The following is a 25,920-nucleotide window of genomic DNA, read 5'->3' on the forward strand; positions in this document are numbered from 1 at the left end:
TCTACCGCTGCCCATATCCTTCAAACTTCTTCGCTAAATTCTCCATCTCATCTTCTGGCAATAACTTCGGTTCTCCGACGCTTTTCGTTTGATAATAAATTTGCGCACAAAATTCAATTTCTTCCGCAACAGTAAATGCCATTTTTATATTATTTGCACCTGCAATTAAACCGTGGTTCGCAAGTAATACTGCACGGCGATTAATCATGCCTTCAAAAGCAGCCTCTGCTAATTGCTTCGTACCAAATGTTTCATACGGTGCACAGCGTACATTCGGGCCTGCGAAAGCAATTAAATATGAAACAGCAGGAAGCTCCCACCCTAATGATGCAATCGTCTTCGCATAAGGTGAATGTGTATGCACGAGCGCATTTATATCTTCACGATTCCTATAATAAATAAGATGCATATCTAGTTCACTTGACGGTTTTCTCTCACCTTCTACTACTTCACCATCTAAGTTTAATATAACTACATCCACGGGCGTTGTTTCATAATAATCTAAACCACTTGGGCTAATTGCAACTAGGCCTTGTTCACGATTGAAAATACTAATATTTCCGCCGGTCCCCTTTGTTAAACCGCTAGAAATCATTTTCCTTCCGTACGCTACAATTTCTTCTCTTTCTTTTTGTAATAACATATACATCCCCCTAAGTATGAAGCTTATGATGACTGACTATATACCTATTTACTAAAATAGATTTTTTAAATTCTCCGTAAACGGTGCCTTTACAATCCCTTTTTCCGTAATAATTGCTGTTATATTTGCATGTGGCGTAACATCAAATGCTGGATTGTATACTTTACTTCCTTTCGGAGCTGAATATTGTCCGAAACGATTGATTACTTCAGAAGCATCTCTTTCTTCGATCGGAATTTCGTTTCCTGTCGGTGTGTTTAAATCAATTGTCGGTGTTGGTGCTGCTACATAAAACGGAATGTTATAGTATTTAGCTAAAATAGATACGCCTAATGTTCCAATTTTATTTGCTACATCACCATTTGCTGCTACTCGGTCACAGCCGACGATTACCGCATCAATCTTCCCTTGTGACATGACCATAGCTGCCATATTATCGGTAATGACTGTTACATCAATTCCCGCTCGCTGTAGTTCTAATGCTGTTAACGTTGAACCTTGTAATCTAGGTCGTGTTTCATCAGAGTAGATTTTAAGGTCCCATCCTTTTTCTTTCGCTAAATACATTGGAGCTGTCGCAGTACCATACTTAGTCGTTGCTAACGCACCTGCATTACAATGAGTTAATAATCCCATGCCATCATGGAATAATGTTAATGCATGTTCTCCAATTTGACGGTTAATTTCTTCATCTTCTCTATGAATCTCTTTTGCCTCTTCTAACAATCTATCTTTCAACCGTGCAATCGATAAGTGAACATTATCTATCGCTACACTTTCCATTCTTTCCAGCGCCCAAAATAAATTTACTGCCGTCGGTCTTGATGTTGCTAAATATGCACATACCTTTTTTACTTCTTCAATACATCCTTCTACCGTACTTTCAGCAAATTCCTTTACCCCTAAATACACACCATACGCTGCTGAAACCCCAATCGCTGGTGCACCTCGCACTTTCATGACTTGAATTGCATCCCACACACTTTCAGCTGTTTTGAAAGATTCATAGACAACTTCGTTCGGTAATAACGTTTGATCTAATAAAACTAAAGCATCATCTTTCCATTGAATTGGTATTAATTGCTCTTTCATCATTTTCTCTCCTTACTTCGCGCTATGAATGGACTGTTTTTTTAACGTTTCTACAAAACTCGTACCTGTTTTATATTGATTCGCTCGTAAAATAAACTTCTTCGCTACTTGAAGACAAATTCGCTCCGCTCTAGCACGTGCTTCATCATTCTCAATACAAGTAATATCCTTTACTTTCGCTAATCCAACAATACGACGAATTAACTCAAGACCCGTCACTGCAGCTGTATCCTCTAACACAGATTGTAAATATACGCCATTAAAGCCTTCTTCCTTCGCCATAATTTCTGTCACATGAATATCCCAAGCAACTAAAAACTTCTTCTTAAATAAATCAATTACCTCTACCATCGTCGTTTTTAGCCAATCCATATACGTATCTTTCTCAGCTCCAGGTAGCATCGTTGCATCTGCATTCACCCAAGCAAATATTAAATTCGCCATTACATTCCCAATGTCATATCCCATAGGTCCATAAAAAGCAAACTCAGGATCAATAACTTTTGTAGAATCACTTTTTACGAAAACAGAACCAGTATGTAAATCACCGTGAAGCAACGCCTGCGCATTCGTCATAAAAGAAAACTTAAGTTTCGCTACTTCCATACGAAGCTCTTTATCACTATAAATATGCTCTCTAATCCATCCTTCATTTAATTGAAATAACTCATTACGTTTATTATGATTTGTAAATGGTTCAGAGTATACGAGGTCCTCTGTAATCTCACATAACTCTGGATTTATATAATTCTTCACAAGTTCCTTCTTCTCTTTATGATTCATTACAACATCTGATGTTAATAGAAGAGTATTTACCATAAAAGTAGTTAAATCTTCAGCAAGCCTCGGAAATATTTGATGATTTATAAGTGCTGTACGTAATATTGTGTGATCTGATAAGTCCTCCATCACGCAACAATTCATCACACTATCAAACAAATATACTTTTGGAACAAGCCCAGGTGCTAACTCCTCCTCTAACTGCAAAACATCTGATTCTATACGAATACGATTCGTCGACAACTTAAACTCATCTGAAATACGTGCTGTATTCCCGGCCTGCTTTACGATGACAGACATGGTCTTTTTTTCATCCCAAACGCGGAACACATAATTTAAATTACCATCACCTATTTCTTTACACTGTAACCCCTTTGCATGTTCAAACTTAGATAATTTCTCTTTCACATATGCAATCACATCTTTATCTTCCATTAAAAAATACTTTGTGAACTTAGACATGGTTTCCCCTCCCACACTAATTGTAAGCGTTTTCTAAATGCTATAAAAAAATAATAGGTTGAATGTTTTTCATCCTATATTATATATTCTTCTTTTTGAAAGATATATCTAGATTTTATTATATCTTGTTAGCACTTTGAGTCAATGTTTCTAATTATCATTGCAATATACTTCCTAATTATATATTTGAGCGGACAAAAATTGTTCAAAAAGATTCCGATTCATTTTATTTTATTTATCGCACAATTCTTTGTAAAATAGAAATAAGCAGTTCCTTTTCAAATCTACAACTTCTAAGAAATATCTCCTTCCTAAGAATTTATACTTACACCATGTCTCTAACATACACACTACTCTTTCAAACACTCATTGAAAATTTATGACATGAAAATTACCTTTTCATTCCCTAATAACCTTAATTGAGAATAAATATTAATTAAATTGGTATAAAGTTGGTTTATTCTCTTGACAAAATAACCACTTCTATATGATAATTAATATCGAATTAGAATTATTATAGTTAATTAAAAAATATATTTTATGAGCAAACTATTTTTTGATGCTCAAAACCAACATTTAGGAGGAAATTTAATATGTTATTAATCGGCACAGAAGTAAAACCGTTTAAAGCTAATGCTTACCATAATGGAGAATTTATCCAAGTTACTGACGAAAGTTTAAAAGGAAAATGGAGTGTAGTTTGTTTCTACCCAGCTGACTTCACATTCGTTTGCCCAACTGAACTTGAAGACTTACAAAACCAATATGCAACTCTAAAAGACTTAGGCGTTGAAGTATACTCTGTATCTACAGACACTCACTTCACTCACAAAGCATGGCATGATAGCTCAGAAACTATCGGCAAAATCGAATACATTATGATTGGTGACCCAACTCGCACAATCACTACAAACTTCAACGTTTTAATGGAAGAAGAAGGTCTTGCTGCTCGTGGTACATTCATCATCGATCCAGACGGCGTTATCCAATCTATGGAAATCAACGCTGACGGTATCGGCCGTGATGCAAGCATTCTTGTTAACAAAATTAAAGCAGCTCAATACGTACGTAACAACCCAGGTGAAGTTTGCCCAGCTAAATGGCAAGAGGGTTCTGCAACACTTAAACCAAGCCTTGACCTTGTAGGCAAAATCTAAGGAGTTCGATCAAAATGATACTAGATGCAGATATAAAAACACAACTATCCCAATACCTTCAGTTAATGGAGAACGATATTTTACTTAAAGTTAGCTCAGGAGACGATAATGTATCTAAAGATATGTTATCTCTAGTAGATGAATTAGCTACTATGTCATCAAAGATTACAGTAGAAAAAGTTGAACTAGAGAGAACACCAAGCTTTAGTGTAAATCGCCCTGATGAAGACACTGGTGTAGTATTCGCTGGTATTCCATTAGGACACGAATTTACTTCATTAGTGTTAGCTTTACTACAAGTTAGTGGACGTGCTCCAAAAGTTGAACAAAAATTAATCGATCAAATTAAAAACATTCAAGGCGAATATCATTTTGAATCTTATATCAGCCTAAGTTGTCATAACTGTCCTGATGTTGTACAAGCTCTTAACGTAATGAGCGTTCTTAACTCTGGTATTACACATACTATGATTGATGGCGCTGCATTCAAAGAGGAAGTAGAAAGCAAAGACATCATGGCAGTACCAACAGTTTTCCTAAATGGCGAATCTTTCGGAAGCGGTCGTATGACACTTGAAGAAATTTTAGCTAAAATGGGTAACGGTCCAGATGCATCAGAGCTTTCTGATAAAGATCCATACGATGTTCTTGTTGTTGGTGGCGGCCCAGCTGGTGCAAGTGCAGCAATTTATGCAGCACGTAAAGGCATCCGCACTGGTATCGTTGCTGAGCGCTTCGGTGGTCAAGTAATGGATACTATGGGTATTGAGAACTTCATCAGCGTAAAACGCACTGAAGGTCCTAAGCTAGTAGCAAGCCTTGAAGAGCACGTAAAAGAATACGACATCGATGTAATGAATCTACAACGTGCGAAACGTTTAGAGAAAAAAGAACTTATTGAAGTGGAACTTGAAAACGGCGCTATTCTGAAAAGTAAGAGCGTAATCGTTTCTACAGGTGCTCGCTGGCGTAATGTTGGCGTACCAGGTGAAGCTGAGTTCAAAAATAAAGGTGTAGCATACTGCCCACACTGTGACGGTCCATTATTCATCGGAAAAGATGTAGCAGTTATTGGCGGAGGTAACTCTGGTATTGAAGCAGCTATCGACTTAGCAGGTATTGTTAAGCACGTAACTGTTCTTGAATTCATGCCAGAATTAAAAGCTGATGCTGTATTACAAGAGCGTCTTAACAGCTTACCAAACGTAACTGTTCTGAAAAACGTTCAAACGAAAGAAATCACTGGTACTGACAAAGTAAACGGTATTTCTTACATCGATCGTGAAACTGAAGAAGTTCATCACGTTGAATTACAAGGTGTATTCGTTCAAATCGGTCTTGTGCCAAACACAGACTGGTTAGGCGAAACAGTTGAACGCGCTCGCGGTGAAATCGTAACAGACAAGCACGGCGCTACAAACGTGCCAGGAGTGTTTGCTGCAGGTGACTGTACAAATAATCCGTACAAACAAATCATCATCTCTATGGGTTCAGGTGCAAACGCTGCTTTAGGCGCATTTGATTACTTAATCCGTAACTAATAAAAAAAGCAGGTGCCTTAGCATCTGCTTTTTTATTATCCTAACGTATACACTAAAAACCTCTCATTCCCATTCTTCTCATAAGCACCTGGCAATCTAACTTCTTTCTTTAGCTCAAATGCAGTCTGATTTTCTAAGAAGAAAATATAGTCCTCAGAAGGATAATATAAAATAATATCCACTTCTCTCCCCGTTTCTTCTACTGAAAGCAAAATGTTATTGACTACATTCATAAACACTTGCACAGAAAACGGATTAAAGAAATAAAACCTATTATCATGTGGATCAATCTCATATTCCTGCGCTAAACAACATTGGAATTGAATTTTCCCCTTACTGTTTCGTGCCTTTCGTGCATAACGATCTCTATTATCCATCGCTTCTTTATAAAACTCTTCATTCATTTCAATTCCAACTGCTGAAGCACCACATTTATTATGCATATAAAAGTTTAATCGCCCTTTTCCGCACCCAAAGTCTACAATTCGGTCGCTACTTCGTATTTCATATTGATTCAATAACTCATCTAACCCGCTATACGGCGTCGGTTCATAGCGGTGATAATGCATAGACTTGTTAAACCCTTTTTGCTCACCGACTGTTTTTATATGTAAAACTGCATCGTAATATTGTTCGTTCATTCGTTTTCTCCTATTAAAAAATGGTACTTATTATTATACACCATGTACTGGAGGTTCATTTTTCATCAAATTAATAGGTCTGTGAAATTATATCAACGATTTTCTCAATATATCTATCGTAACTTCAAATATATCAACGATTTTCTCAATATATCTATCATAACTCAAAATATATCAACGGTTTTTCAAATATATCGATTTACCGACAATTCACGATAAAAAAACAGGAGCTCTCTAGCCCCTGTCTTCTAACACTTTCAATACAGTTTGCTTCAATATTTCTACCCCATCCATAATACAACTATGATCAAACCTCATATACGGATGGTGTAATCCAGGTTGTAGATCTGCTCCTAGTCCAAGCATGACAGCTTTTAAATGTGGTCTCTTCACTGTGTAGTAATGGAAGTCATCGCTTCCTGTCGTATAAAGCGGCCCTGTGCATTGCTCTTCTCCATACACTTCGAGAATGCCTTTACGCATGTAACGCTCCGCTTCTTCTGACACCTCTGCTCCTGGAGCAAGATCCATCCATTCGTATGAAGTTTTCGATCCCATTGATGCGGCTGATTCTATTACATGCTCTATCTTTTTCTTTAATTCTTCTAATAATGTATTATTCTCCGCTCTTACATCTAAGCTAAAATGGCCGTTACCTGGAATGATATTTAAATTATCTCCACCAGCTTGGCACCGCGTCATCTTCACTGAATATGAACTTTGTGGCGGCAACCATATATTTTTCAAACCGATATTAATCATGGAAATGACATCAATTGCATTCACACCTTGGTGTGGTCTTGCCCCATGTGCATCCTCCCCATGAATCATACCCTCTAGAAATCTTGCTGCTCCGTGACGAATAGATGGGGCTGCTTGTTTCAAAGATAATTCTTCGATTGGTCGTAAATGGACACCGAATAAGAAATCAGCATCATCTACAGCACCTTTCTCTACCATCTTTAAAGCACCATTTCCCTTCTCTTCTGCCGGTTGAAAAATAAATCTAACCGTTCCACTATCCCATCTCATATTTTTCAATTGTAAAATAAGCCCCATTACAATCGTCATATGAGCATCATGACCACACGAATGATTCGCTTTAAATTCTCCATCTACTTCTTGCCAAAGTGCATCCATATCAGCACGAATCGCAATAACCGGGTTCCCATTTCCAATCTCAGCGATTACGCCTGGGCAATCATCAAATGTTTTATATGAAATTCCTTCTTCTTTTAAAAAGTTAGTAATATAAGCTGTCGTTTCATACTCTTTCCAACTTACTTCAGGGTTTTCATGTAAATGCTGAAAAATTTCCGTTAAACGCTCTTGTAGTTCTAATGTTTTCAAAGCTCCATTCTCCTTCCCAAATTACAAACCATTCAGGTTAATTATACTTATGAAAAACAGATGTTTTTATGAACATATTGAATTTTAAGAAAAAAGTCAATTGTTTATTTTTAAACTTTTTAAAAGCTTACTCTGTATCTATATTACAAACTGAATAAACAACTAGAAGATTCCTTATTTTCTGTTTTTTGTTGACGCTTACATATATTTTTAGTTATCATAACCTAATAACCGTCTATTTTACGACAATTCTAAAAAATACAAACAAACATACGTAACAAGGAGGAAATTTATGAAAAAAGAAATACCTTTTGGAATAGCGATTATCCCTATTATCATTACCGTTGCAGTTATGATGGTTACAATTGTTGTATTAAAACAAAGCCCTCACGTTCCACTTATTATCGGTACGACCGTTGCTTCTATCGTCGCTTGGCGTTACGGTTACAAATGGAATGATCTTGAAGAAGCAATGTATAAAGGGATTCGTCTTGCATTACCCGCTATCGTCATTATTATTCTTGTTGGATTAACAATCGGTGCTTGGATTGGCGGTGGAATCGTCGCAACAATGATTTATTACGGTTTAAAACTTTTAACTCCATCACTATTTTTAGTATCCATTACCATTATCTGTTCTATCGTTGCATTAGCGATTGGTAGCTCTTGGTCTACAATGGGAACAATTGGTGTTGCCGGAATGGGCATTGGTCTAAGTATGGGTATTCCAGCTCCAATGGTTGCTGGTGCCATTATTTCAGGCTCTTATTTTGGCGATAAAATGTCACCGCTTTCAGACACAACAAACTTAGCCGCAGGATTAACAAATACAGATTTATTCGCACATATTCGTCATATGTTATTTACTACAATTCCAGGTTTAATTATTACTCTTATCGTCTATGCTTTCTTAGGAAGAAGCTTCGGTGATAACAATATTGATGCGCAAAGCATCGATCAAACATTACAAGTCTTACAACAAAACTTTGTTATTTCACCTTTCCTATTAATCATACCCGTAGCCGTTATGGTATTGGTCGCTAAAAAGGTTCCTGCCATACCAGCCATTCTCGTCGGTATTATTTTAGGATTCTTATCTCAAGTCTTTATTCAAGGTGGTTCTGTCTCAGCATCTGTCGGTGCACTCCAAGCTGGATTTGTTATAGACACTGGAAACAAGCTAGTAGACGAACTATTTAACCGCGGTGGCTTAGATTCGATGATGAATACAGTCTCTATGACAATTGTCGCTATGACTTTCGGAGGAGTATTAGAACATACAGGTATTCTTCGCTCAATTGTAAATCAAATTTTAAAGTTAGCAAAATCAGCAAAAGGGCTTATCGCTTCTACTATCGCATCTTGTTTTGCAACAAACCTTACTTGCTCTGAACAATATATTTCAATTGTTGTTCCTTCAAGAATGTACGCAAATGCATACACAGAAAAAGGACTACATTCAAAAAATTTATCCAGAGCATTAGAAGATGGCGGAACATTAACTTCTGTCTTCGTTCCTTGGAATACGTGCGGTGTATTTATTCTCGCTACACTTGGCGTAGGTGCATTTGAATATGCCCCTTATGCTATTTTGAATTTCATCGTACCTATTATCTCAATCATTTATGGTATAACAGGCTTCACAATTGTAAAACTATCAGACATTGAAAAAGCAGAACTACTAAAGAAACAAAAAGCGCAACTAGAAGCTTAAAAATAGCGGTAAATTCAGTTCATATAGTGCGCGAGGTCGCCCTTGTTGATAGGGCATTTCCTCGCCGCAAATATGAGCATACCCGTAATCAACTAATTTTTTTAACAATCTTTCTGTCGATCGCCGGGTCACTTGTAAGTACTCAGAAAGGTCAGCTGCTGTAAACTTCAATGACGGATGCGATTGACTAAATTGAATGATTTTTGACAAGTTGGCCGGACTAAGCTTCGTTTCCTTCGCTATTTTCATTAGTTCCGGATTATCATTTTTCAAACTTTGTACTCTCTGTTCTTTCGGGAACGGACCAAATAAATCTTTATCACTTGTTAGTATATAAAAACAACGATCTATTGGATTATTCTTTGCAAAACTTTGAGCAATTTTTGCATTTTGCTCCGCCTCTTTCACGGTTTTTCCATAACCAAATCCAATAGCTATCGTTCCTTCTACGCTCGCAAACAAGTTATGTATCGCATTTGTCTTAATAATCGATTCGATATCACCACGAGTTGTATACAAAATGCATGTCATTTCATCCACTTGTTTAAATGAACCACGTAGTTCTTTTGAAATGACATCTAGTTTTTCAAGCAAACTCGTTCGTAATTCTAAGGAAGAAATAATACAAGCACCAACAGTAGCTGAATAGCTTTTTGCTAACTCAGCTTTTATTTTTGCATCTTTTAGCCCATGTATAATGGACTGTGTTGGATCAATCATACGCTCTGAAGGAACACCTATTTTTTGAAGCTCATCGTAAACAGCGTGAATACTAGTTAAAGCTAAATGAGCCTCTCCGGATTGATATTTAGCTACATGAAAATCAATGACTCTATTTATTTCCTCTTTACTCCACAACATATTTTCATAATCCAACACTTGTGGCTTTTCTTTTATACCGATATCGCGGCATACATTTGTAATAAACGAACGGTCTACTAAATCGATTGAAATTTTATGCGGTTGAATACCTTGATGATACATGACAGAAAGAAGTGAAGATGCAACCGTTGTCTCATCTTGCTGTAAGTACGTACTTGGAATTCGTAATTGTTCTCTTATTTCTTTTGCCATATAATAAGGTAAGGCACCTGAGAAAAAGATAACATCACAAGGCTTTAAACGCTTTAATAGTTCAGAAGATTCTGCCGGATGAAGGTAAACATATGGATCAATTTCTATTTCTTCTAATTTATGAGCAATAGGGAAAAGGTTCTCCATAAACTCCTTTGAACCGACAACTGCAATTTTTATTATCATTTTCTCTAACTCCTTATTATTAATTAACGACTATTTAACGTCAACTATATCAAATGTATAAAACTATTGTAAACAGGAAGGGGTTTCTATTCAATGAAAATCACAGCTATTCACCTTTACGCAATTCGTTTACCACTTCGCAATCCGTTTGTTATTAGTTATGGTTCTTATTCTGATATGCCTTCTATTATCGTCAAAATGGAAACAGACGAAGACATTATCGGTTACGGTGAAGGCGTTGCTGATGATCACGTCACAGGTGAATCATGGGAAAGTACTTTCCATACTTTAAAACATACGCTAGCTCCTGTTCTAATCGGGAAAAATCCAATGAATATTGAAAGAATACACGATATAATGGACAATACCATTTACGGTGTGCCGACAGCAAAAGCTGCGATTGATATTGCTTGCTTTGATATAATGGGCAAAAAACTAAAACAACCTGTATATCAATTAATTGGCGGGCGCTACCATGAAGAATTTCCTATCACTCACGTTTTAAGCATTGCTCCTCCAGAAGATATGGCGGAAGAAGCTGCTTCCATGATTCAGAAAGGTTATCAATCTTTCAAAATGAAAGTCGGTACGAATGTAAAAGAAGATGTAAAAAGAATTGAAGCTGTGCGTGAACGTGTAGGAAATGACATCGCCATTCGTGTTGATGTGAACCAAGGCTGGAAAAATAGCGCAAATACATTAACTGCACTTCGTTCATTAGGACATTTAAATATCGACTGGATTGAACAACCTGTTGTAGCGGATGATATTGACGCAATGGCTCATATTCGTTCGAAAACAGACCTTCCGCTTATGATTGATGAGGGATTAAAAAGTTCTCGTGAAATGCGCCAAATTATTAAATTAGACGCAGCTGATAAAGTAAATATAAAACTAATGAAATGCGGCGGCATATATCCCGCAGTAAAGCTCGCTCATCAAGCAGAAATGGCCGGCATTGAATGCCAAGTGGGATCAATGGTCGAATCATCCGTTGCCTCTTCCGCAGGATTCCACGTCGCTTTCTCAAAAAAAATCATTACAAGTGTTGAACTTACAGGTCCGTTAAAATTCACGAAAGATATCGGAAACCTACATTACGACGTACCATTCATTCGCTTAAAAGAAAAGCCGGGACTAGGCATTGAAATAAACGAAGATACATTACAAGAACTAACCGTCTTTCAAGACGTTGTACGCTAAAGGAGGACTAACGCATGACTGTTCTATATGAAGGAACATTAAAACAAAACGAACAACCATTTCACGTTACATTACTATCAAGAAAGCACATCGAACAAATTTTATCATTACAAAACATTATAGTTGAAGCATTGGAAGATAAAAGTCGTTTACAACCACTCTCACAAGAAGAATTTCAATATATTCTAGAAGGAAACGGCATGATGATCGGTGCTTTTATTAAAAACAAACTCATTGCATTTCGCGCTCTACTCGTCCCTCCTATCGACGATGAACATTTAGGGCTTGATATTGGTTTGCCAGAAAGTGAACTACACCGCGTCATCTATCAAGAAATCTCAAACGTTCATCCGAACTGTCGAGGAAATGGGATGCAAAAAATATTAGCAAACGTCATCATGGACGAATTACAAAAAGAAGATAGCAAATATGATTATGTATGCTGCACTGTTGCTCCTTTTAACATTCCGAGCTTGAAGGATAAGTTTGCGCAAGGGATGGAGATTGCTGCGCTGAAGGAGAAGTATGGTGGTAGTCTGCGGTATGTTTTTGTGAAGAAATTGCGCGGAGATAAAGAAAGAGATTGGACAGATGTTCAAAGTATTCTAATGAGTGATGCTAATGGACAGCAGGCTTTGCTTTCGGAGGGGTATCGTGGGTATGAAATGGAGAAAATGGATGGGGATTTTGTTGTGATGTTTGGACGCTAATCTATATACTCGAAAAGAGGAGATGTCTGCTGTGACATCTCCTTTTACTTTCTCTTCATTGAACATATCGATTGCAACTCCAAATATATCAGCGATTTTCAAAATATATCGGCGCAACTCTAAATATATCAGCGATTTTCGAAATATATCGGCGCAACTCTAAATATATCAGCGATTTTCGAAATATATCGACTTACCGACAAAGATTGACAATAATTGCAACCTATACAAAGCGCAACATTAGACCGTCATTTTCCAACTAGATAAGGCTAACCAATTCTCCATTTCTTTATAATCAGGCATTATCTTCCCGACAAGACGCCAAAAAGAGCGATCATGATTTAAATGAACCATATGACACATTTCATGAACGACTACATAGTCAATTACTCGCTGTGGTGCCATTGCTAGCTTCCAATTGAATGTTAGTTGTAAATTCGAATCACAAGTACCCCAAGTACGACTACTATCTGTAATACGAATAGAACGTGGTTTTGTCTTAAAGTTACTTTGATGCACTTTAATGCTCTTCTCTACTAAAGTTTTACACTGCTTATAATAAAATCGTTTTAAAGCTTGCTGTATTTTCTCATCCTTTAGCTCTTTTACATAAATATGTAACTTATCCCCTTCAAAAATCGCATTGTCTTGCTCAATGCTTGCATCTTGGGAAATCTGTATCCGATACGTATTCCCTAGATACAAAAAGCCTTCTCCTTGATCGTAATCCTTTTCCTGTGGTCCACGCGCTCGCTCCGCCATTTCCTTACGAGTTGTCTGAATCCAATTCCACTTTTCCTCTAGCAACTGGACTAAGTATTCAACAGGCGTCCCTTTCGGAGCCTGCACTTCCACATTTCCGTACGAATCCACAAAAAGACGCACGGACTTTTTCTTCTTATAAGTTATATGAAAATTAATTGTCTCACCTAAATATGTATGTACCATTTCATCACCTAGCATAGTATTTTTACAAATAAAAAAGAGTAGGATACGAACGTCCTACTCTACCTATTATATCATTTACTGCTTTAACGAACTCATTATCCTCTATACTTTACACCTAATCCCTTAATGAAATTCCTTGCGTATCTATCGCCGCACTCTTTGTAATTTTTATGACCTTTTTTTCTTAATAGAGCGCCTAACTCTCCTTTTGTTACCGTAACGCCCACGCTATCTAATATATCAATTACATCCTCAGTCGTTAAAGATAGTGCGATTTTCATTTTCTTTAGAAGAAGGTTATTGGCACTCTCCTTGCTCTGTACAGGTGCCGGTTGTCCAGGTTTCGGGTCTTGCTTTCCTCTTTTTAAAGTAATAAATCCATTTAAAAATGACTCTAACATCATCATGTCGCATGTTTTTACGTACTCATCTTCGATTACATCAGCATCTTCAGGTTCATGCTGAGGCGCTCTTTTTATTTTTGTAAGCATATCAACTACGTCTTCTTTCGTTACTTCCATCCCGCCAAGTTTAAAGATTTCCACCATATCTATATCTCTTATATCTAAAGCATATCTTACTCTCTTTAATATATCGTTGTTGCTCATTGCCATTGTTTTGCCTCCTGAAATGTTGATTATAGTAATGCTTTTAGCATGTATAAATGAATGTCGTCAAGTTACTACTTTAACATTTTAGGGGGAGGTTTTGTAGTCTTAGGTGGATTAATGCTTTTGGGGATGATTTTAAAACAGCAACATATGTTGTTTAGGTACTTGATATTATCCATTTATACCCAATTAAATTATTTAATTGGGTATAAAAATGCTGAACGAAATTTCGGACATGAGGACCCAATGCTAACAGAATATACATATGGAGAGTCAGGAGCTAATACCGAAAAGCTCCTAAAAGTACAGAAGGGAGATTCACTATTAATTAACACACTTGAAAATGGACTAACCTAATATCGGTTAGTCCATTTCTTTTTATGCAACTCTAATTTAGTGGGTAACTCAAACATGAATGTTACGCAAAATTCAGGTGAAATATATTGATTATGTTTACTTAGGCTTTACTTTTTATTTGCGGTACGGTTCACCGTAACTAATCTACACGAGTTTATTGTTTATTATTTGCATAGTTAAATTTAGCAAAAAAAGTCGTGCCTTCCGATCCTGTTTGAATTTCTATTTTTGCATTATGACGGGCAGCAATGGCATAACATATACCTAGCCCCAATCCAGTTCCATTATCTTTGGTCGTGTAAAATGGAGTACCCAGTTTCTCTAATACTTCAGGTCTGATACCTTTTCCTTGATCACGCACTGCAAGCACCACACAATTTTGACCTTCCTTGTAGGTACTGATGGTTAGAACTTGCCCTGTGCTCATCGCTTCTAAGCCATTACGGTATAGGTTTATTAATAATTGCCGTATCTCATTACGATTTAAAAGTAATTCCGGAATGTCATTTGTATCGACTTGAATATATTTATTTTGATTATGCGTATCAATCTTTATTAAAGGAATCGTATCATGAATAATTAAATTTAAATCTAACATCTGCAAATCCGATTTCTTTGTATTACCCATTGAGAGAAATTCAGTAATAATAGAATTGGAGCGGTCAAGTTCTTCTATCATTAAATTAAAGTACTTATTATGTTTCTCATAGATGTTCTCTTCTTTTAATAACTGCAAAAATCCTCATACTGTTGTCATTGGATTTCTAATCTCATGGCTAATACCTGCTGCCATTTGCCCTATTAAATCTATGTTTGATAACCTTTTCAATTCCTGCTCATATTGCTTTTTTTCCGTTATGTTTTTAAAAATACAACAAATACCATCATCATACGGGTATGCACTAACTTCGTACCAATATTCATCAGATATAGAAAGAAATTCGAAATGAACTGTAGTTCGCTCTGACATTGCACTATGAAATTCCTTATACATAACTGTGTCGACGCTACTCGGGAAAACCTCCCGTATATTCTTGCCTAATACATCTTTTGCTGTTTTTCTTTGTGGAAAATATTGATGCTTATTTACGTACGTAAATTCCCATTTATTATTCAAAGTAAAGAATCCATCCGTAATACTTTCGATCACACTTGTAACTTTTTCATTAGCAGTAGCTAGTTCTCTCGTTCGCTCTTCCACCATGCTTTCAAGTTGATCCATATATAACAAGTTTGAAAACGTAGGAGCTGTGGCATCAACGATAGATTTTGCCAATTGAATTTGGGAATTATCGTAATTATAAGATTTTCCCTCTTTACCAACGACGATTACCCCTAATACTTCTCCCATTGAAACCAATGGGATCATCAAAAGACCCTTACTATCTATATTTTTTGTTTGAATAACCTCTTGGATCTTGGCGTCATAGCTTTTTTCCATCAAATCCGCTTCTGTCCAATTACAGTCCTTACTTAACTTCGTTGTTTTAATCATTGTTTTGTCTAACGGGTCTAAAAGGTGGGCAACCACGTTTTTACTCTCTAAAATCTGTCCTAAGTAAAAAAAACATTTATCAAAACTCTCCTGTATCGAGGAACACATTGATAAATCACGGGTAACATTTAGTAACAACTGCTTCTCGGCAATAAGGTTTTCCTTTTGTGTTAAATTATTTGCGTTTTGAATTGCGACCGCAGCCATATTTACATAAGCTTCAACACTTTGAATTTCTGAATCTGTTAAGTTCATTGGAGTTCCATAATCAAATAAAAAAACCAGACCAAATAACTCTTGCCCAAATGAGATAGGCAAGGCTAATAAGGACTTAATTTTGAACGCATCAACTGGTCTCGGATCCGGCCGATGATCCTTTGAGGTATCAGGGATATAGATCGTTTTTTTGGTTTCAATAACTTCTTTTGCCAGTAAGTCTATTTCAGGATCAATTACTTGCGTATCGAGCGTTACACCATTTATGGTCTCTGGTTTTCCTGCAAACCCTCTAAATGTTCCATCTTCCTGGGGTAAATAAATTCCAACAGCATTGCACCTAACAATCTCCTCTGATATCGCCATTGTTACACGCTGCAATACTTCACGTAGTTCTAATTTTGTATTTATTATTTTTGTTATATTCGCGAGCCTAGAATATCTCGCCTGATCACTTAACATTCATATGGCCTCCAATTATAGGCATAATAAAATAAACATGATAATATCAGTGAAAATCAAGATCAACCGGCCATTTCCGATTTTCTCCTGTATTCTTTTCTTCCCCCTGTTTTACATAGAATACCTCACTTACTTATGATACAGCTCACCTTAATTAAACTGAAACAAACGCTCATAAAATCGATACACCCCATCAGCTCTAACTTTCAAAAGTTACACTGTTTCACTATCTCCAGCCGTGTTAACACTTGCCTCAAACTTATCAAGCAACGCACGCACCTCATCAGTCGATTTCGTGCTCATCAATTGATTTCTTAGTTCAGCAGCTCCAGGGAATCCTTTTACATAAATTTTGAAAAAGCGATGAAGCCCTGTGATTGAACGTGGTAGTACTTCCGCATATTGATCTTGAAGATCAAGCTGTAGTCTTAGAAGATCAAGGTGTTCTTTACTGCTATGTTCTCTCGGCTCTTTTTCAAAAGCAAATGGATTTTTAAAGATTCCTCGTCCAATCATAACGCCATCAATACCGTATTTTTCAGCAAGTTCCATTCCAGTTTGACGATCAGGAATGTCTCCATTGATTGTTATTAACGTATTTGGTGCAATGCGGTCACGTAATTTTTTAATTTCCGGAATTAGTTCCCAGTGCGCATCTACTTGGCTCATTTCTTCTCTTGTACGTAAATGAATAGAAAGGTTTGCAATATCTTGTTTAAAAATATGCGTTAACCAATCTTCCCACTCACTTAACTCTTTAAAGCCAAGTCGCGTTTTTACGCTGACAGGTAATCCGCCCGCTTTTGCTGCTTGAATTAATTCTGCTGCAACGTCTGGACGTAGAATAAGGCCGCTACCTTTTCCTCTCGATGCTACATTCGGTACTGGGCATCCCATATTAATATCGATACCTTTAAATCCTAACTCTGCCATACCTATACTCATTTGACGAAAATATTCAGGATTATCTCCCCAAATATGTGCTACCATTGGTTGTTCATCTTCTGTAAAAATTAAACGGCCACGTACACTTTTCATACCTTCTGGATGGCAATAGCTATCCGAGTTTGTAAACTCTGTGAAGAATACATCCGGTCGGCCAGCTTCACTTACTACGTGACGGAAAACGACGTCTGTCACATCTTCCATTGGTGCAAGTACGAAAAATGGTCGTGGTAATTCACGCCAAAAATTATCTATCATTTCAAATTCAAATCCTCTCATTATGAATGCAATTTCAAACTCTCAATTTATAATTTGTGAAAATCAGCACTATTTATTTTAACTAAAATCGCTTATGAATGGTATTTTTGTAAACCAAAAAGCAGATGGTATAGATTTTTCCTATATCAACTGCTTTTCTATTATACCAACTTAAGCCAAGCCACACACTCCACATGAGTCGTATGCGGGAACATATCAACAGGCTGTACTTCCTGTGTTTTATATCCGCCTTCTTCTAGTACTTTTAAGTCGCGTGCTAATGTTGCTGGGTTACATGATACGTATACGACGCGCTTTGGTTTCATGTCGATGATTGTGTTTAATAGCGCTTCGTCACAACCTTTACGCGGTGGGTCTACGACCATTGTGTCGGCGATTACGCCTTCTTTGTACCATTTTGGAATGACTACTTCTGCTTCTCCTACGCCAAATTCAGCGTTTGTCATGTTGTTTAGTGCTGCGTTACGGTTTGCGTCTTCGATTGCTTCTGGGACGATTTCAACGCCGTACACTTTTTTCGCTTTTTGCGCTAGGAATAAAGAGATTGATCCGATTCCGCAATATGCATCAATTACTGTTTCGTTACCATCTAACTTTGCGTATTCTAGCGTTTTATCGTATAGCACTTTCGTTTGTTCTGGGTTTACTTGATAGAATGAACGTGCTGAAATCGCGAATTTAATGTCACCGATAAAGTCATAAATATATTCTGATCCGTACAGTACTGTCGTTGTATCACCGAAAATAACGTTTGTACGTTTCGTATTTACGTTTTGAACGATTGATTTTACTTCTGGGAATTTCGCTGCAATTTCTTCAATGATTGCTTTTTTGTTTGGTAATTCTGCTGTACGTGTAATGAAGACAAGCATAATTTCCCCTGTTACTTGTCCGTAGCGAGCCATTACGTGGCGTAGTGTTCCTTTGTTACGCTCTTCATTGTATGCCGAGATACCATGTTTCTCACAAATACGTTTCACTTCTTGAATTAATGCATCGTTTTCTTCTGCCTGAATTAAGCATGATTCCATATTAATGATGTCATGCGTTCCTTGACGATAGAAGCCAGCTACAAGTCCGCCTTCACGTTCCCCAATCGGTACTTGTGCTTTATTACGGTATACCCATGGGTTCTTCATGCCTAGTACAGGATGAACAGGGACATCGCTTAACCCGCCGATACGCTGCATAACGTCACGTACTTGTTTTTCTTTCGCTTGTAATTGTCCTTCATATGTTAAGTGCTGAAGCTGACAACCGCCGCACTGGTTGTATACTGGGCATTCTGCATCTTTACGATACGGGCTCTCTGTATGAAGTTTTATCAAACGACCAAACGCGAAGTTTTTCTTCACTTTAATAATTTTAATTTGTGCTTCTTCACCTGGTAGTCCGTTTTTAACGAAAATAGGATAACCCTTTATTTTCGCAACACCGGCACCATCGTGTGTTAAATCTTCAAATACTACATCTATAAACTCGTTTTTTTCAACTGGTGGCGTCATTTTTGTACTCATTTTCCGACCTCTCTTTTTCATAACACTGCGTTACATTTTATCATACTTATATGGTCTATTTCTATTGGAAGAAAAAAAGCTATTGACGATAGTTCTCTAGTAATGTTACGCTACTACTAATTTAATACGGACGATGTTACCTCATATATACTCGATAATATGGATCGAGAGTTTCTACCCGGCAACCTTAAATTGCTGGACTATGGGGAAAACTAATGAATATTAGCCTATGCGCAAAAAAGGACTCATATTGATTAGCTTTCTCTCATAGATGAAAGTGAATCCATATGGGTCTTTTTTTATTTTTACTTTTCTAAAAGGTCAGACATCTTACGTATGACATAAAACCTCTTTGTTTTATTTTTAGTAATATAACGAGCGTTTTATGTACAAACTTTATACGAACTTCTGAAAGGGGCAACTACATGCAATATGTAATGAGCATTATCGGTATTCTTGTCGTTTTAGGTTTATGTTTTGCTTTGTCAAACAACAAAAGTAAAATCAACTTCCGCGCAATTGCAATTATGATTGGTTTCCAAATTTTAATCGGTTGGTTTATGTTTGCTACAAAGGTTGGTCAACAAATCATTATTTTCATTAGTAAAGTTTTCAACAAACTAATTAAACTTGGTACGACAGGTGTCGATTTTCTCTTTAATGGGATTCAAAGAGATTTTGTCTTTTTCTTAAATGTATTATTAATTATCGTATTTTTCTCAGCACTACTTTCGATCTTTAGTTATTTAGGTGTTTTACCATTTATTGTTCGCGTTGTCGGCGGTGCAATTTCAAAAATTACTGGTTTACCACGCGTTGAATCATTCCACGCAGTAAACTCTGTATTCTTCGGTTCAAGTGAAGCGTTAATCGTTATTAAAAATGATTTACAGCATTTTAACAAAAACCGTATGTTTATTATTTGTTGTTCTGCGATGAGCTCCGTTTCTGCTTCTGTTACAGCATCATACGTAATGATGTTAGATGCGAAATATGTACTAGCTGCTCTTCCGCTAAACTTATTCTCAAGCTTAATCGTTTGTTCGTTATTAACACCAGTTGATACGAAAAAAGAAGACGAAGTGATTCAAAAATTTGATAGAACTCTATTTGGAGACAGTTTTATTGGCGCAATGATTAACGGTGCGCTTGACGGGTTAAAAGTAGCTGGGATCGTTGCTGCATTAATGATTGCTTTCATCGGTGTTATGGAAGTTGTAAACTACGTAATTAGCGCAGCTTCAGGTGCAATGGGACATGCTATTACGTTACAACAAATCTTCGGTTATATACTTGCTCCATTCGCATTCTTAATGGGTATTCCAACTCAAGATATTATCCCAGCTGGTGGTATTATGGGTACGAAGATTGTATTAAACGAGTTTGTAGCAATCCTTGATTTAAAAGAAACAGTTACAACATTAGCTCCACGTACAGTTGGAATCGTTACAGTATTCTTAATTAGCTTCGCAAGTATTAGCCAAATTGGTGCGATTGTTGGTACAATCCGTGCCCTTTCTGAAAAACAAGGAAGCGTCGTATCTAAATTTGGTTGGAAAATGCTATTCGCGTCAACACTTGCTTCTATTTTATCTGCGACAATCGCTGGATTGTTTATCTAATAAAAAACTCCACCTTACTTCTATTTTTCTAAATGAAGTTTGAGTGGAGTTTTTTACTATCTTCTATATATAAACTACTCCAAAAAAAACGTAAGACCCCTTTCCGAATTATTCCAAAAATGTATTCCCCTATATATTCTATGATGATATGATGGACAAGGGTATAAGTGACTATAATTAAAACACAATAGAAGGATGATAGAATGAAGAAATATACATATATCGCTTTACTTTCCTCTGCTATTCTCGTATGTTGTAACACTAGTAATGCTAGTGATAAACAAATAAAAGAAACAACAGCGGAACAAGCAGTTGAACCAAAAAAAGCACAAGCAAAAACAGCAGAAACCCCTTTAACGCAAGGGGCTATCACATGGGATTCGTATGAATATAACGCACAAAACACCACGCTTTATACAAAAAACTTAAGAGATTCATTTAAACAAGTACGTTACAATATTTGGCGTACTGCCGATGGACCTGAAAGCAAACAAACTTTTACTTCACAAGAAAAAGATCGTGATTTTGCCCTCCCACTTCATTTAAAAACATTTCATTTAAAACGTGGAGAATTTCAAATTGAAACAGTAGGGATTAAAGAAGATAATACGGAAACAAATCTAGTAACATCTAAAATTACATTCCAGCAACATGTACCATTTTTGATGTATCATGCGATTGAAAAATACCCTGGACCAGGTGATGGTGATTACGGCTTATACGTACCGCCTGAACAATTCGAAAAACATATGCAGTATTTAAAAGATAACGGTTATACGATGCTTACATTTGAACGTTGGAATGATATAAACCGTGTTAATAAACCTATTTTTATAACAATGGATGATGGTCGAAAAAATAATATGAATGCTCTTCATGTTTTACAAAAATTAAAAGATGATACATTCCAACCTGCAGCAACTGAATTTCTTACTTCAAATGAGATAGACAAACCGAACCGTCTATCAACAGATGATATAAAACAAATGATAGATTCAGGTATTTTTTCTATTCAATCTCATACTGCAAATCATACAATGATGGCTCATTCAGGTAATTATGATGAGGAATTACGCGGTTCTAAAGAAAAAATTGAAACTCTTACCGGTAAAAAGGTCATCGCTCTCGCCTACCCAGTCGGCTCTTATAATGACCCAGCTGTCGAAGAAACAAAAAAACATTATGAGTTCGCAGTGACTACCGATCACGGCAATCATATTACAAAAGGCACCCCAAACGAGCAACTCTTAATTAAACGCCATTTTGTAGGACCTGATATGTCAATGGAGAAATTCGCATCTCTTATAAAGTAAACCATAAGATATTTTAAATCTTACTAAAAAATGAAAGAAGAGATCTGTTTACAGTCACTAACCTATCCCCCATCTAAAAATGATACGATAAACAAGGGTAAGTCCCCACCGCTCTTACAGCGGTGGGGATTTTAAATATAAGTATGCAACATACTAAACAATAGAAGGTGATTTTATGAGAAAATACGCAACAATTGCTTTATGTACGTCTGCTATTCTAGCAGGATGTAATACTAGCACTATAAGTCCAGAACCTAAAAAAGAGAAAAAGGTTCAAGAAGTTAAAAAACAAGAGGAGACTGTGCAAGAACAAGGTAAAATTTCTTATAATCCGATTACACACGATTCTACAAACACAAGTATCCATATTACAGAAATAAAAGATTCTCTAACCGAAGTACAATATAAAATTTGGCGCACTGCGGATGGAAAGGAACATGCTAAATCTTTTTCTTCTAAAGAAAAGGAGAAACAATTTACACTTCCATTTGACATAAAAGAATTTGAAGGAAAACGCGGTGAGTTCCAAATTGAAGCAACAGGAGTCAAGGAAGATGGAAAAATCATCTCACTCACAAAATCTGCTATTACTTTCGAGCAAAAGGTTCCCGTTCTTATGTACCATGCAATCGATGATTATCATGGACAAGGCATTAAAGACTTATTCGTATCACCTGCTAACTTTGAAGGCCAAATGAAATATTTAAAAGATAACGGTTATACATTATTAACGTTTGAACGCTGGGGCGATATTAATAAAGTCAACAAGCCAATTTTTGTTACATTTGACGATGGTATGAAAAATAATATGACTGCATTTCATATTTTGCAAAAACTAAAAGACGATACTTTCAAGCCGACAGCAACAGAATATATGATTGTTGATAATGTCGATGTTGAAAGTTCTCTCTCTACAAATGAAATAAAGGAAATGGTTGATTCCGGTATTTTCTCAGTGCAGTCTCATACAGCAACACATGCTGATTTACCGAAGATTACAAACTACGAAGAAGAATTAAAAGGATCGAAAGAAAAACTAGAAAAAATAACAGGTAAGCTCGTTATCGCAATTGCTTATCCATTCGGCCATGTAGATGATAAAGTCATTACAGAAACGAAGAAATATTATCAATTTGCGACGACAACAAAGCCTGGAAAGTTCATTACGAAAGGTGAACCAGATGAGTTGCTAAAAATGAAACGTGTTCGTATACACCATACAACTACAGTTGAACAGTTCGCTTCTTCCATTAAATAAATGTGAGAGCTCAATACATTTTGAGCTCTCTTTTTACTTTATATTTATATATATTTTTAGAATTTTCTTGTATTATATATAGTAAGAAATCTTTCAAACTAAAGGAGATTATACATATGTCATTTGAACAAACGTTAGAGAAGTATGCTGCCCTTGCAGTTAATGTTGGTGTTAATATTCAACCCGGACAAACTTTATCAATTAGCGCACCTCTTGAAGCTGTACAATTCGTACGCCTCGTTACAGAAAAAGCATATAAATCTGGTGCAAAACACGTATATGTTGATTGGAATGATGAGACGTTAACACGCTTAAAGTTCGATCTAGCTCCTGAAGAAGCATTTGCTGAATTCCCTTCTTGGAAAGCACATGCTCGTGAAGAATTAGCAAAAGAAGGCGCTGCATTTATGTCTATCTATGCAGAAAACCCTGATTTATTAAAAGGTGTAGAAGCAACACGTATCGCAACAGCTCATAAAGTAGCTGGTGAAGCGATGAAAGTATACCGTGATTACGTACAAGCCGATAAAGTAAGTTGGTGTGTAATTTCTGTTCCTACGAAAGAATGGGCTGCGAAAGTATTCCCTGACGTAGCGCCAGATGAACAAGAAGCAAAGTTATGGGATGCTATTTTCAAAGCTACTCGTGCTGATTTAGAAAATCCTGTAGAAGCATGGAAAGAACATGATGAAACATTACATACAAAAGTGGATTACTTAAACGAAAAGCATTATAAAGCTCTTCACTATACAGGTCCTGGAACAGATTTAACAATCGAACTTCCAGAAAAACATGTATGGGCTGGTGCTGGTAGCTTAAATGAAAAGAACGTACCATTTATGGCTAATATTCCAACTGAAGAAGTATTTACAATGCCACTTAAAACAGGTGTAAACGGCCAAGTTTCTAGTACAAAACCGTTAGTATTTGCAGGTAATATTATCGATAATTTCACGTTAACATTTGAAAACGGACGTATCGTAGACTATAAAGCTGAAGCTGGTGAAGAAGCTTTAAAACATTTAGTAGAAACAGATGAAGGTTCTCACTTCTTAGGAGAAGTAGCTTTAGTACCTCATGACTCACCAATTTCAAACACAAATGTTTTATTCTACAATACACTATTTGACGAAAATGCATCTTGCCACCTTGCAATCGGAAATGCTTATGCATTTAACTTAGTTGGCGGAAAAACAATGTCTAAAGAAGAACTTGCTGAAAACGGAGCAAACGCTAGTATCACACACAACGACTTCATGATTGGATCAGCTGAGCTTGATATTGACGGTATTACAGCTGATGGCAGACATGAGCCTATCTTCCGTAAAGGTAACTGGGCGTTTTAAATTAATTACCATAAAGAAACACATTGGATAATCCAATGTGTTTTTTATTTATTTGGTTTCAATTCAAATTTTATCGTTCTATTTTCACGCGTAAACTCCGGTCTATACGTAGCGATATACGTATTTTCTTTCGCTACGTCAAATAGCATGATATCTTGAATTTTTTCATCTGGTGCTAATTTTTTACTAATAAAGCTATCAGGGTTATTATATTCTTTAAATCTTGTACCTTTCTTATCGGTAATCTCAAATTCATAAAATGCAAAAGGTATTTCCTTTTTACTATTATTTTCCACTTTGAAAATAATCCCCAAAATCTCTTCTTTCTTTTTATCCTCATCATAATCCGGATATCCTAATTTAACTGAATCGATAGTTACTTGCAAACCATCTACGTCTACTGTCTCCCCTATTTTATACACTTTATCTTGAACATCTTCTTGTTTACTTTCATTACTATCTTTAGTCTCAGTGCAAGCACTTAAACTAAAAGCTATGCCAAAAATTAAAACAATTTGACTCACCTTTTTTAACATACTCTTTCCTCCACATAAGACAATATTTCATATGTATCATAACAAAACGCTTTACTCTTTCTTGTCATATTTTGTCGTATTAATTGCTAACTGCACAAATAGAAAAAAGCTATCTTCTACAAAAGATAGCTTTCATGATGCCGATGAAACCTTAAGACCAATGACACCCAAAACAATAAAGAGAATACAAAATGCTTGGAATAAACTAATATGCTCTTTAAAAAAGTACACACTAATGATTGTAATAAGTAACGTTCCAACGCCAGACCAAATGGCATAAGCAATACTTAAATGAATCTTTTTAACGACGATAGCAAAGATACTGAAACAAATACCATAACAAACGAAAATAAGTACACTTGGAACAAGCTTTGTTAAGCCATTCGATAATTTCATCGCAATCGTTCCAGCTACTTCAAAAATAATTGTAACAAGTAATAATAGCCAATATATCATACTGGA

At 36.3% G+C, this 25,920-nt stretch carries 21 protein-coding genes, 1 pseudogene and 1 riboswitch; of the genes and pseudogenes, 9 read left to right on the plus strand and 13 right to left on the minus strand.

What is annotated here, in order from left to right; all coding sequences use genetic code 11:
- Window position 1 precedes the first annotated feature (1 nt).
- From G9F74_RS13770 to mtnK, 3 genes are read right to left on the minus strand one after another with little or no spacing between them, the layout of a single operon-like run.
- Window positions 2–643, minus strand: a complete 642-nt coding sequence (locus G9F74_RS13770) for an L-fuculose-phosphate aldolase (RefSeq protein ID WP_000926573.1) — start codon at window positions 641–643, stop codon at window positions 2–4.
- A 51-nt stretch (window positions 644–694) separates the two neighbouring features.
- Entirely contained in the window at window positions 695–1,738 is a 1,044-nt protein-coding gene (gene mtnA, locus G9F74_RS13775) for an S-methyl-5-thioribose-1-phosphate isomerase (RefSeq protein ID WP_002042550.1), read from the minus strand.
- A 9-nt stretch (window positions 1,739–1,747) separates the two neighbouring features.
- Entirely contained in the window at window positions 1,748–2,977 is a 1,230-nt protein-coding gene (mtnK, locus tag G9F74_RS13780; RefSeq protein WP_016107434.1) for an S-methyl-5-thioribose kinase, read from the minus strand.
- Window positions 2,978–3,570: 593 nt separating this feature from the next.
- Between mtnK and ahpC the strand changes: the two genes are divergently transcribed.
- On the plus strand, window positions 3,571–4,134 hold the full coding sequence (gene ahpC, locus G9F74_RS13785) for an alkyl hydroperoxide reductase subunit C (RefSeq protein ID WP_000924420.1): 564 nt from the start codon (window positions 3,571–3,573) through the stop codon (window positions 4,132–4,134).
- Window positions 4,135–4,148: 14 nt separating this feature from the next.
- Complete coding sequence (ahpF, locus tag G9F74_RS13790; protein ID WP_000599520.1) at window positions 4,149–5,675, plus strand: alkyl hydroperoxide reductase subunit F; 1,527 nt, start codon at window positions 4,149–4,151, stop codon at window positions 5,673–5,675.
- Window positions 5,676–5,710: 35 nt separating this feature from the next.
- Here ahpF and G9F74_RS13795 read toward each other — a convergent pair whose 3' ends face one another.
- The gene (locus tag G9F74_RS13795; RefSeq protein ID WP_016107433.1) at window positions 5,711–6,316 is read right to left on the minus strand and encodes an SAM-dependent methyltransferase; all 606 of its coding nucleotides are present in this window, start codon (window positions 6,314–6,316) and stop codon (window positions 5,711–5,713) included.
- Window positions 6,317–6,550: 234 nt separating this feature from the next.
- The gene (locus tag G9F74_RS13800; RefSeq protein WP_016107432.1) at window positions 6,551–7,666 is read right to left on the minus strand and encodes a M20 peptidase aminoacylase family protein; all 1,116 of its coding nucleotides are present in this window, start codon (window positions 7,664–7,666) and stop codon (window positions 6,551–6,553) included.
- Between the two features lie 292 nt (window positions 7,667–7,958).
- Between G9F74_RS13800 and nhaC the strand changes: the two genes are divergently transcribed.
- Complete coding sequence (nhaC, locus tag G9F74_RS13805) at window positions 7,959–9,380, plus strand: Na+/H+ antiporter NhaC (RefSeq protein WP_000711508.1); 1,422 nt, start codon at window positions 7,959–7,961, stop codon at window positions 9,378–9,380.
- On the opposite strand, the gene G9F74_RS13810 is transcribed toward nhaC, so the two are convergent.
- Entirely contained in the window at window positions 9,369–10,640 is a 1,272-nt protein-coding gene (locus tag G9F74_RS13810; RefSeq protein WP_000584378.1) for a hypothetical protein, read from the minus strand. The two genes, nhaC and G9F74_RS13810, sit on opposite strands and share 12 nt — an antisense overlap.
- Before the next feature lie 93 nt (window positions 10,641–10,733).
- Here G9F74_RS13810 and G9F74_RS13815 point away from each other — a divergent pair, with 93 nt between their 5' ends.
- Together G9F74_RS13815 and G9F74_RS13820 are read left to right on the plus strand one after the other, a co-directional pair.
- A complete protein-coding gene (locus G9F74_RS13815; protein WP_016107431.1) occupies window positions 10,734–11,843 on the plus strand; it encodes a mandelate racemase/muconate lactonizing enzyme family protein in 1,110 nt (369 codons plus the stop codon).
- Between the two features lie 14 nt (window positions 11,844–11,857).
- On the plus strand, window positions 11,858–12,553 hold the full coding sequence (locus tag G9F74_RS13820) for a hypothetical protein (RefSeq protein ID WP_016107430.1): 696 nt from the start codon (window positions 11,858–11,860) through the stop codon (window positions 12,551–12,553).
- Window positions 12,554–12,793: 240 nt separating this feature from the next.
- Here the strand turns inward: G9F74_RS13820 and G9F74_RS13825 are convergent, their stop codons facing one another.
- The 5 genes and pseudogenes from G9F74_RS13825 to rlmD form a co-directional block, all read right to left on the minus strand.
- The gene (locus G9F74_RS13825) at window positions 12,794–13,501 is read right to left on the minus strand and encodes a M48 family metallopeptidase (RefSeq protein ID WP_016107429.1); all 708 of its coding nucleotides are present in this window, start codon (window positions 13,499–13,501) and stop codon (window positions 12,794–12,796) included.
- A 95-nt stretch (window positions 13,502–13,596) separates the two neighbouring features.
- Window positions 13,597–14,115, minus strand: a complete 519-nt coding sequence (locus tag G9F74_RS13830) for a YehS family protein (protein WP_016107428.1) — start codon at window positions 14,113–14,115, stop codon at window positions 13,597–13,599.
- A gap of 508 nt (window positions 14,116–14,623) precedes the next feature.
- Window positions 14,624–16,642: pseudogene (locus tag G9F74_RS13840) on the minus strand (GAF domain-containing sensor histidine kinase).
- A gap of 213 nt (window positions 16,643–16,855) precedes the next feature.
- Window positions 16,856–17,845 (minus strand): tRNA dihydrouridine synthase, encoded by a 990-nt coding sequence (locus tag G9F74_RS13845; protein ID WP_000566715.1) that lies wholly within the window; start codon window positions 17,843–17,845, stop codon window positions 16,856–16,858.
- Window positions 17,846–18,006: 161 nt separating this feature from the next.
- A complete protein-coding gene (gene rlmD / locus G9F74_RS13850; protein WP_000105007.1) occupies window positions 18,007–19,383 on the minus strand; it encodes a 23S rRNA (uracil(1939)-C(5))-methyltransferase RlmD in 1,377 nt (458 codons plus the stop codon).
- A 121-nt stretch (window positions 19,384–19,504) separates the two neighbouring features.
- Window positions 19,505–19,606: riboswitch (purine riboswitch) on the plus strand.
- Between the two features lie 202 nt (window positions 19,607–19,808).
- Here rlmD and G9F74_RS13855 point away from each other — a divergent pair.
- The 4 genes from G9F74_RS13855 (at window position 19,809) to G9F74_RS13870 (ending at window position 24,922) form a co-directional block, all read left to right on the plus strand.
- On the plus strand, window positions 19,809–21,005 hold the full coding sequence (locus G9F74_RS13855) for a NupC/NupG family nucleoside CNT transporter (protein ID WP_001200495.1): 1,197 nt from the start codon (window positions 19,809–19,811) through the stop codon (window positions 21,003–21,005).
- 203 nt (window positions 21,006–21,208) lie between these two features.
- Window positions 21,209–22,318: a polysaccharide deacetylase family protein gene (locus G9F74_RS13860; RefSeq protein WP_016107424.1), complete on the plus strand. Its 1,110-nt coding sequence runs from the start codon at window positions 21,209–21,211 to the stop codon at window positions 22,316–22,318.
- 175 nt (window positions 22,319–22,493) lie between these two features.
- Window positions 22,494–23,576 carry a polysaccharide deacetylase family protein gene (locus G9F74_RS13865; protein ID WP_016107423.1) on the plus strand — a complete coding sequence of 361 codons (1,083 nt, stop codon included), beginning with the start codon at window positions 22,494–22,496 and terminating at the stop codon, window positions 23,574–23,576.
- 116 nt (window positions 23,577–23,692) lie between these two features.
- Entirely contained in the window at window positions 23,693–24,922 is a 1,230-nt protein-coding gene (locus G9F74_RS13870) for an aminopeptidase (RefSeq protein WP_000007350.1), read from the plus strand.
- A 44-nt stretch (window positions 24,923–24,966) separates the two neighbouring features.
- Here the strand turns inward: G9F74_RS13870 and G9F74_RS13875 are convergent, their stop codons facing one another.
- Complete coding sequence (locus G9F74_RS13875; protein ID WP_000915104.1) at window positions 24,967–25,458, minus strand: DUF4352 domain-containing protein; 492 nt, start codon at window positions 25,456–25,458, stop codon at window positions 24,967–24,969.
- A 132-nt stretch (window positions 25,459–25,590) separates the two neighbouring features.
- Window positions 25,591–25,914, minus strand: a complete 324-nt coding sequence (locus tag G9F74_RS13880) for a DMT family transporter (protein WP_000641001.1) — start codon at window positions 25,912–25,914, stop codon at window positions 25,591–25,593.
- Window positions 25,915–25,920 lie beyond the last annotated feature (6 nt).

This window comes from Bacillus sp. EKM202B (genome assembly GCF_011066025.1).
Classification (GTDB): Bacteria; Bacillota; Bacilli; order Bacillales; family Bacillaceae_G; genus Bacillus_A; species Bacillus_A toyonensis.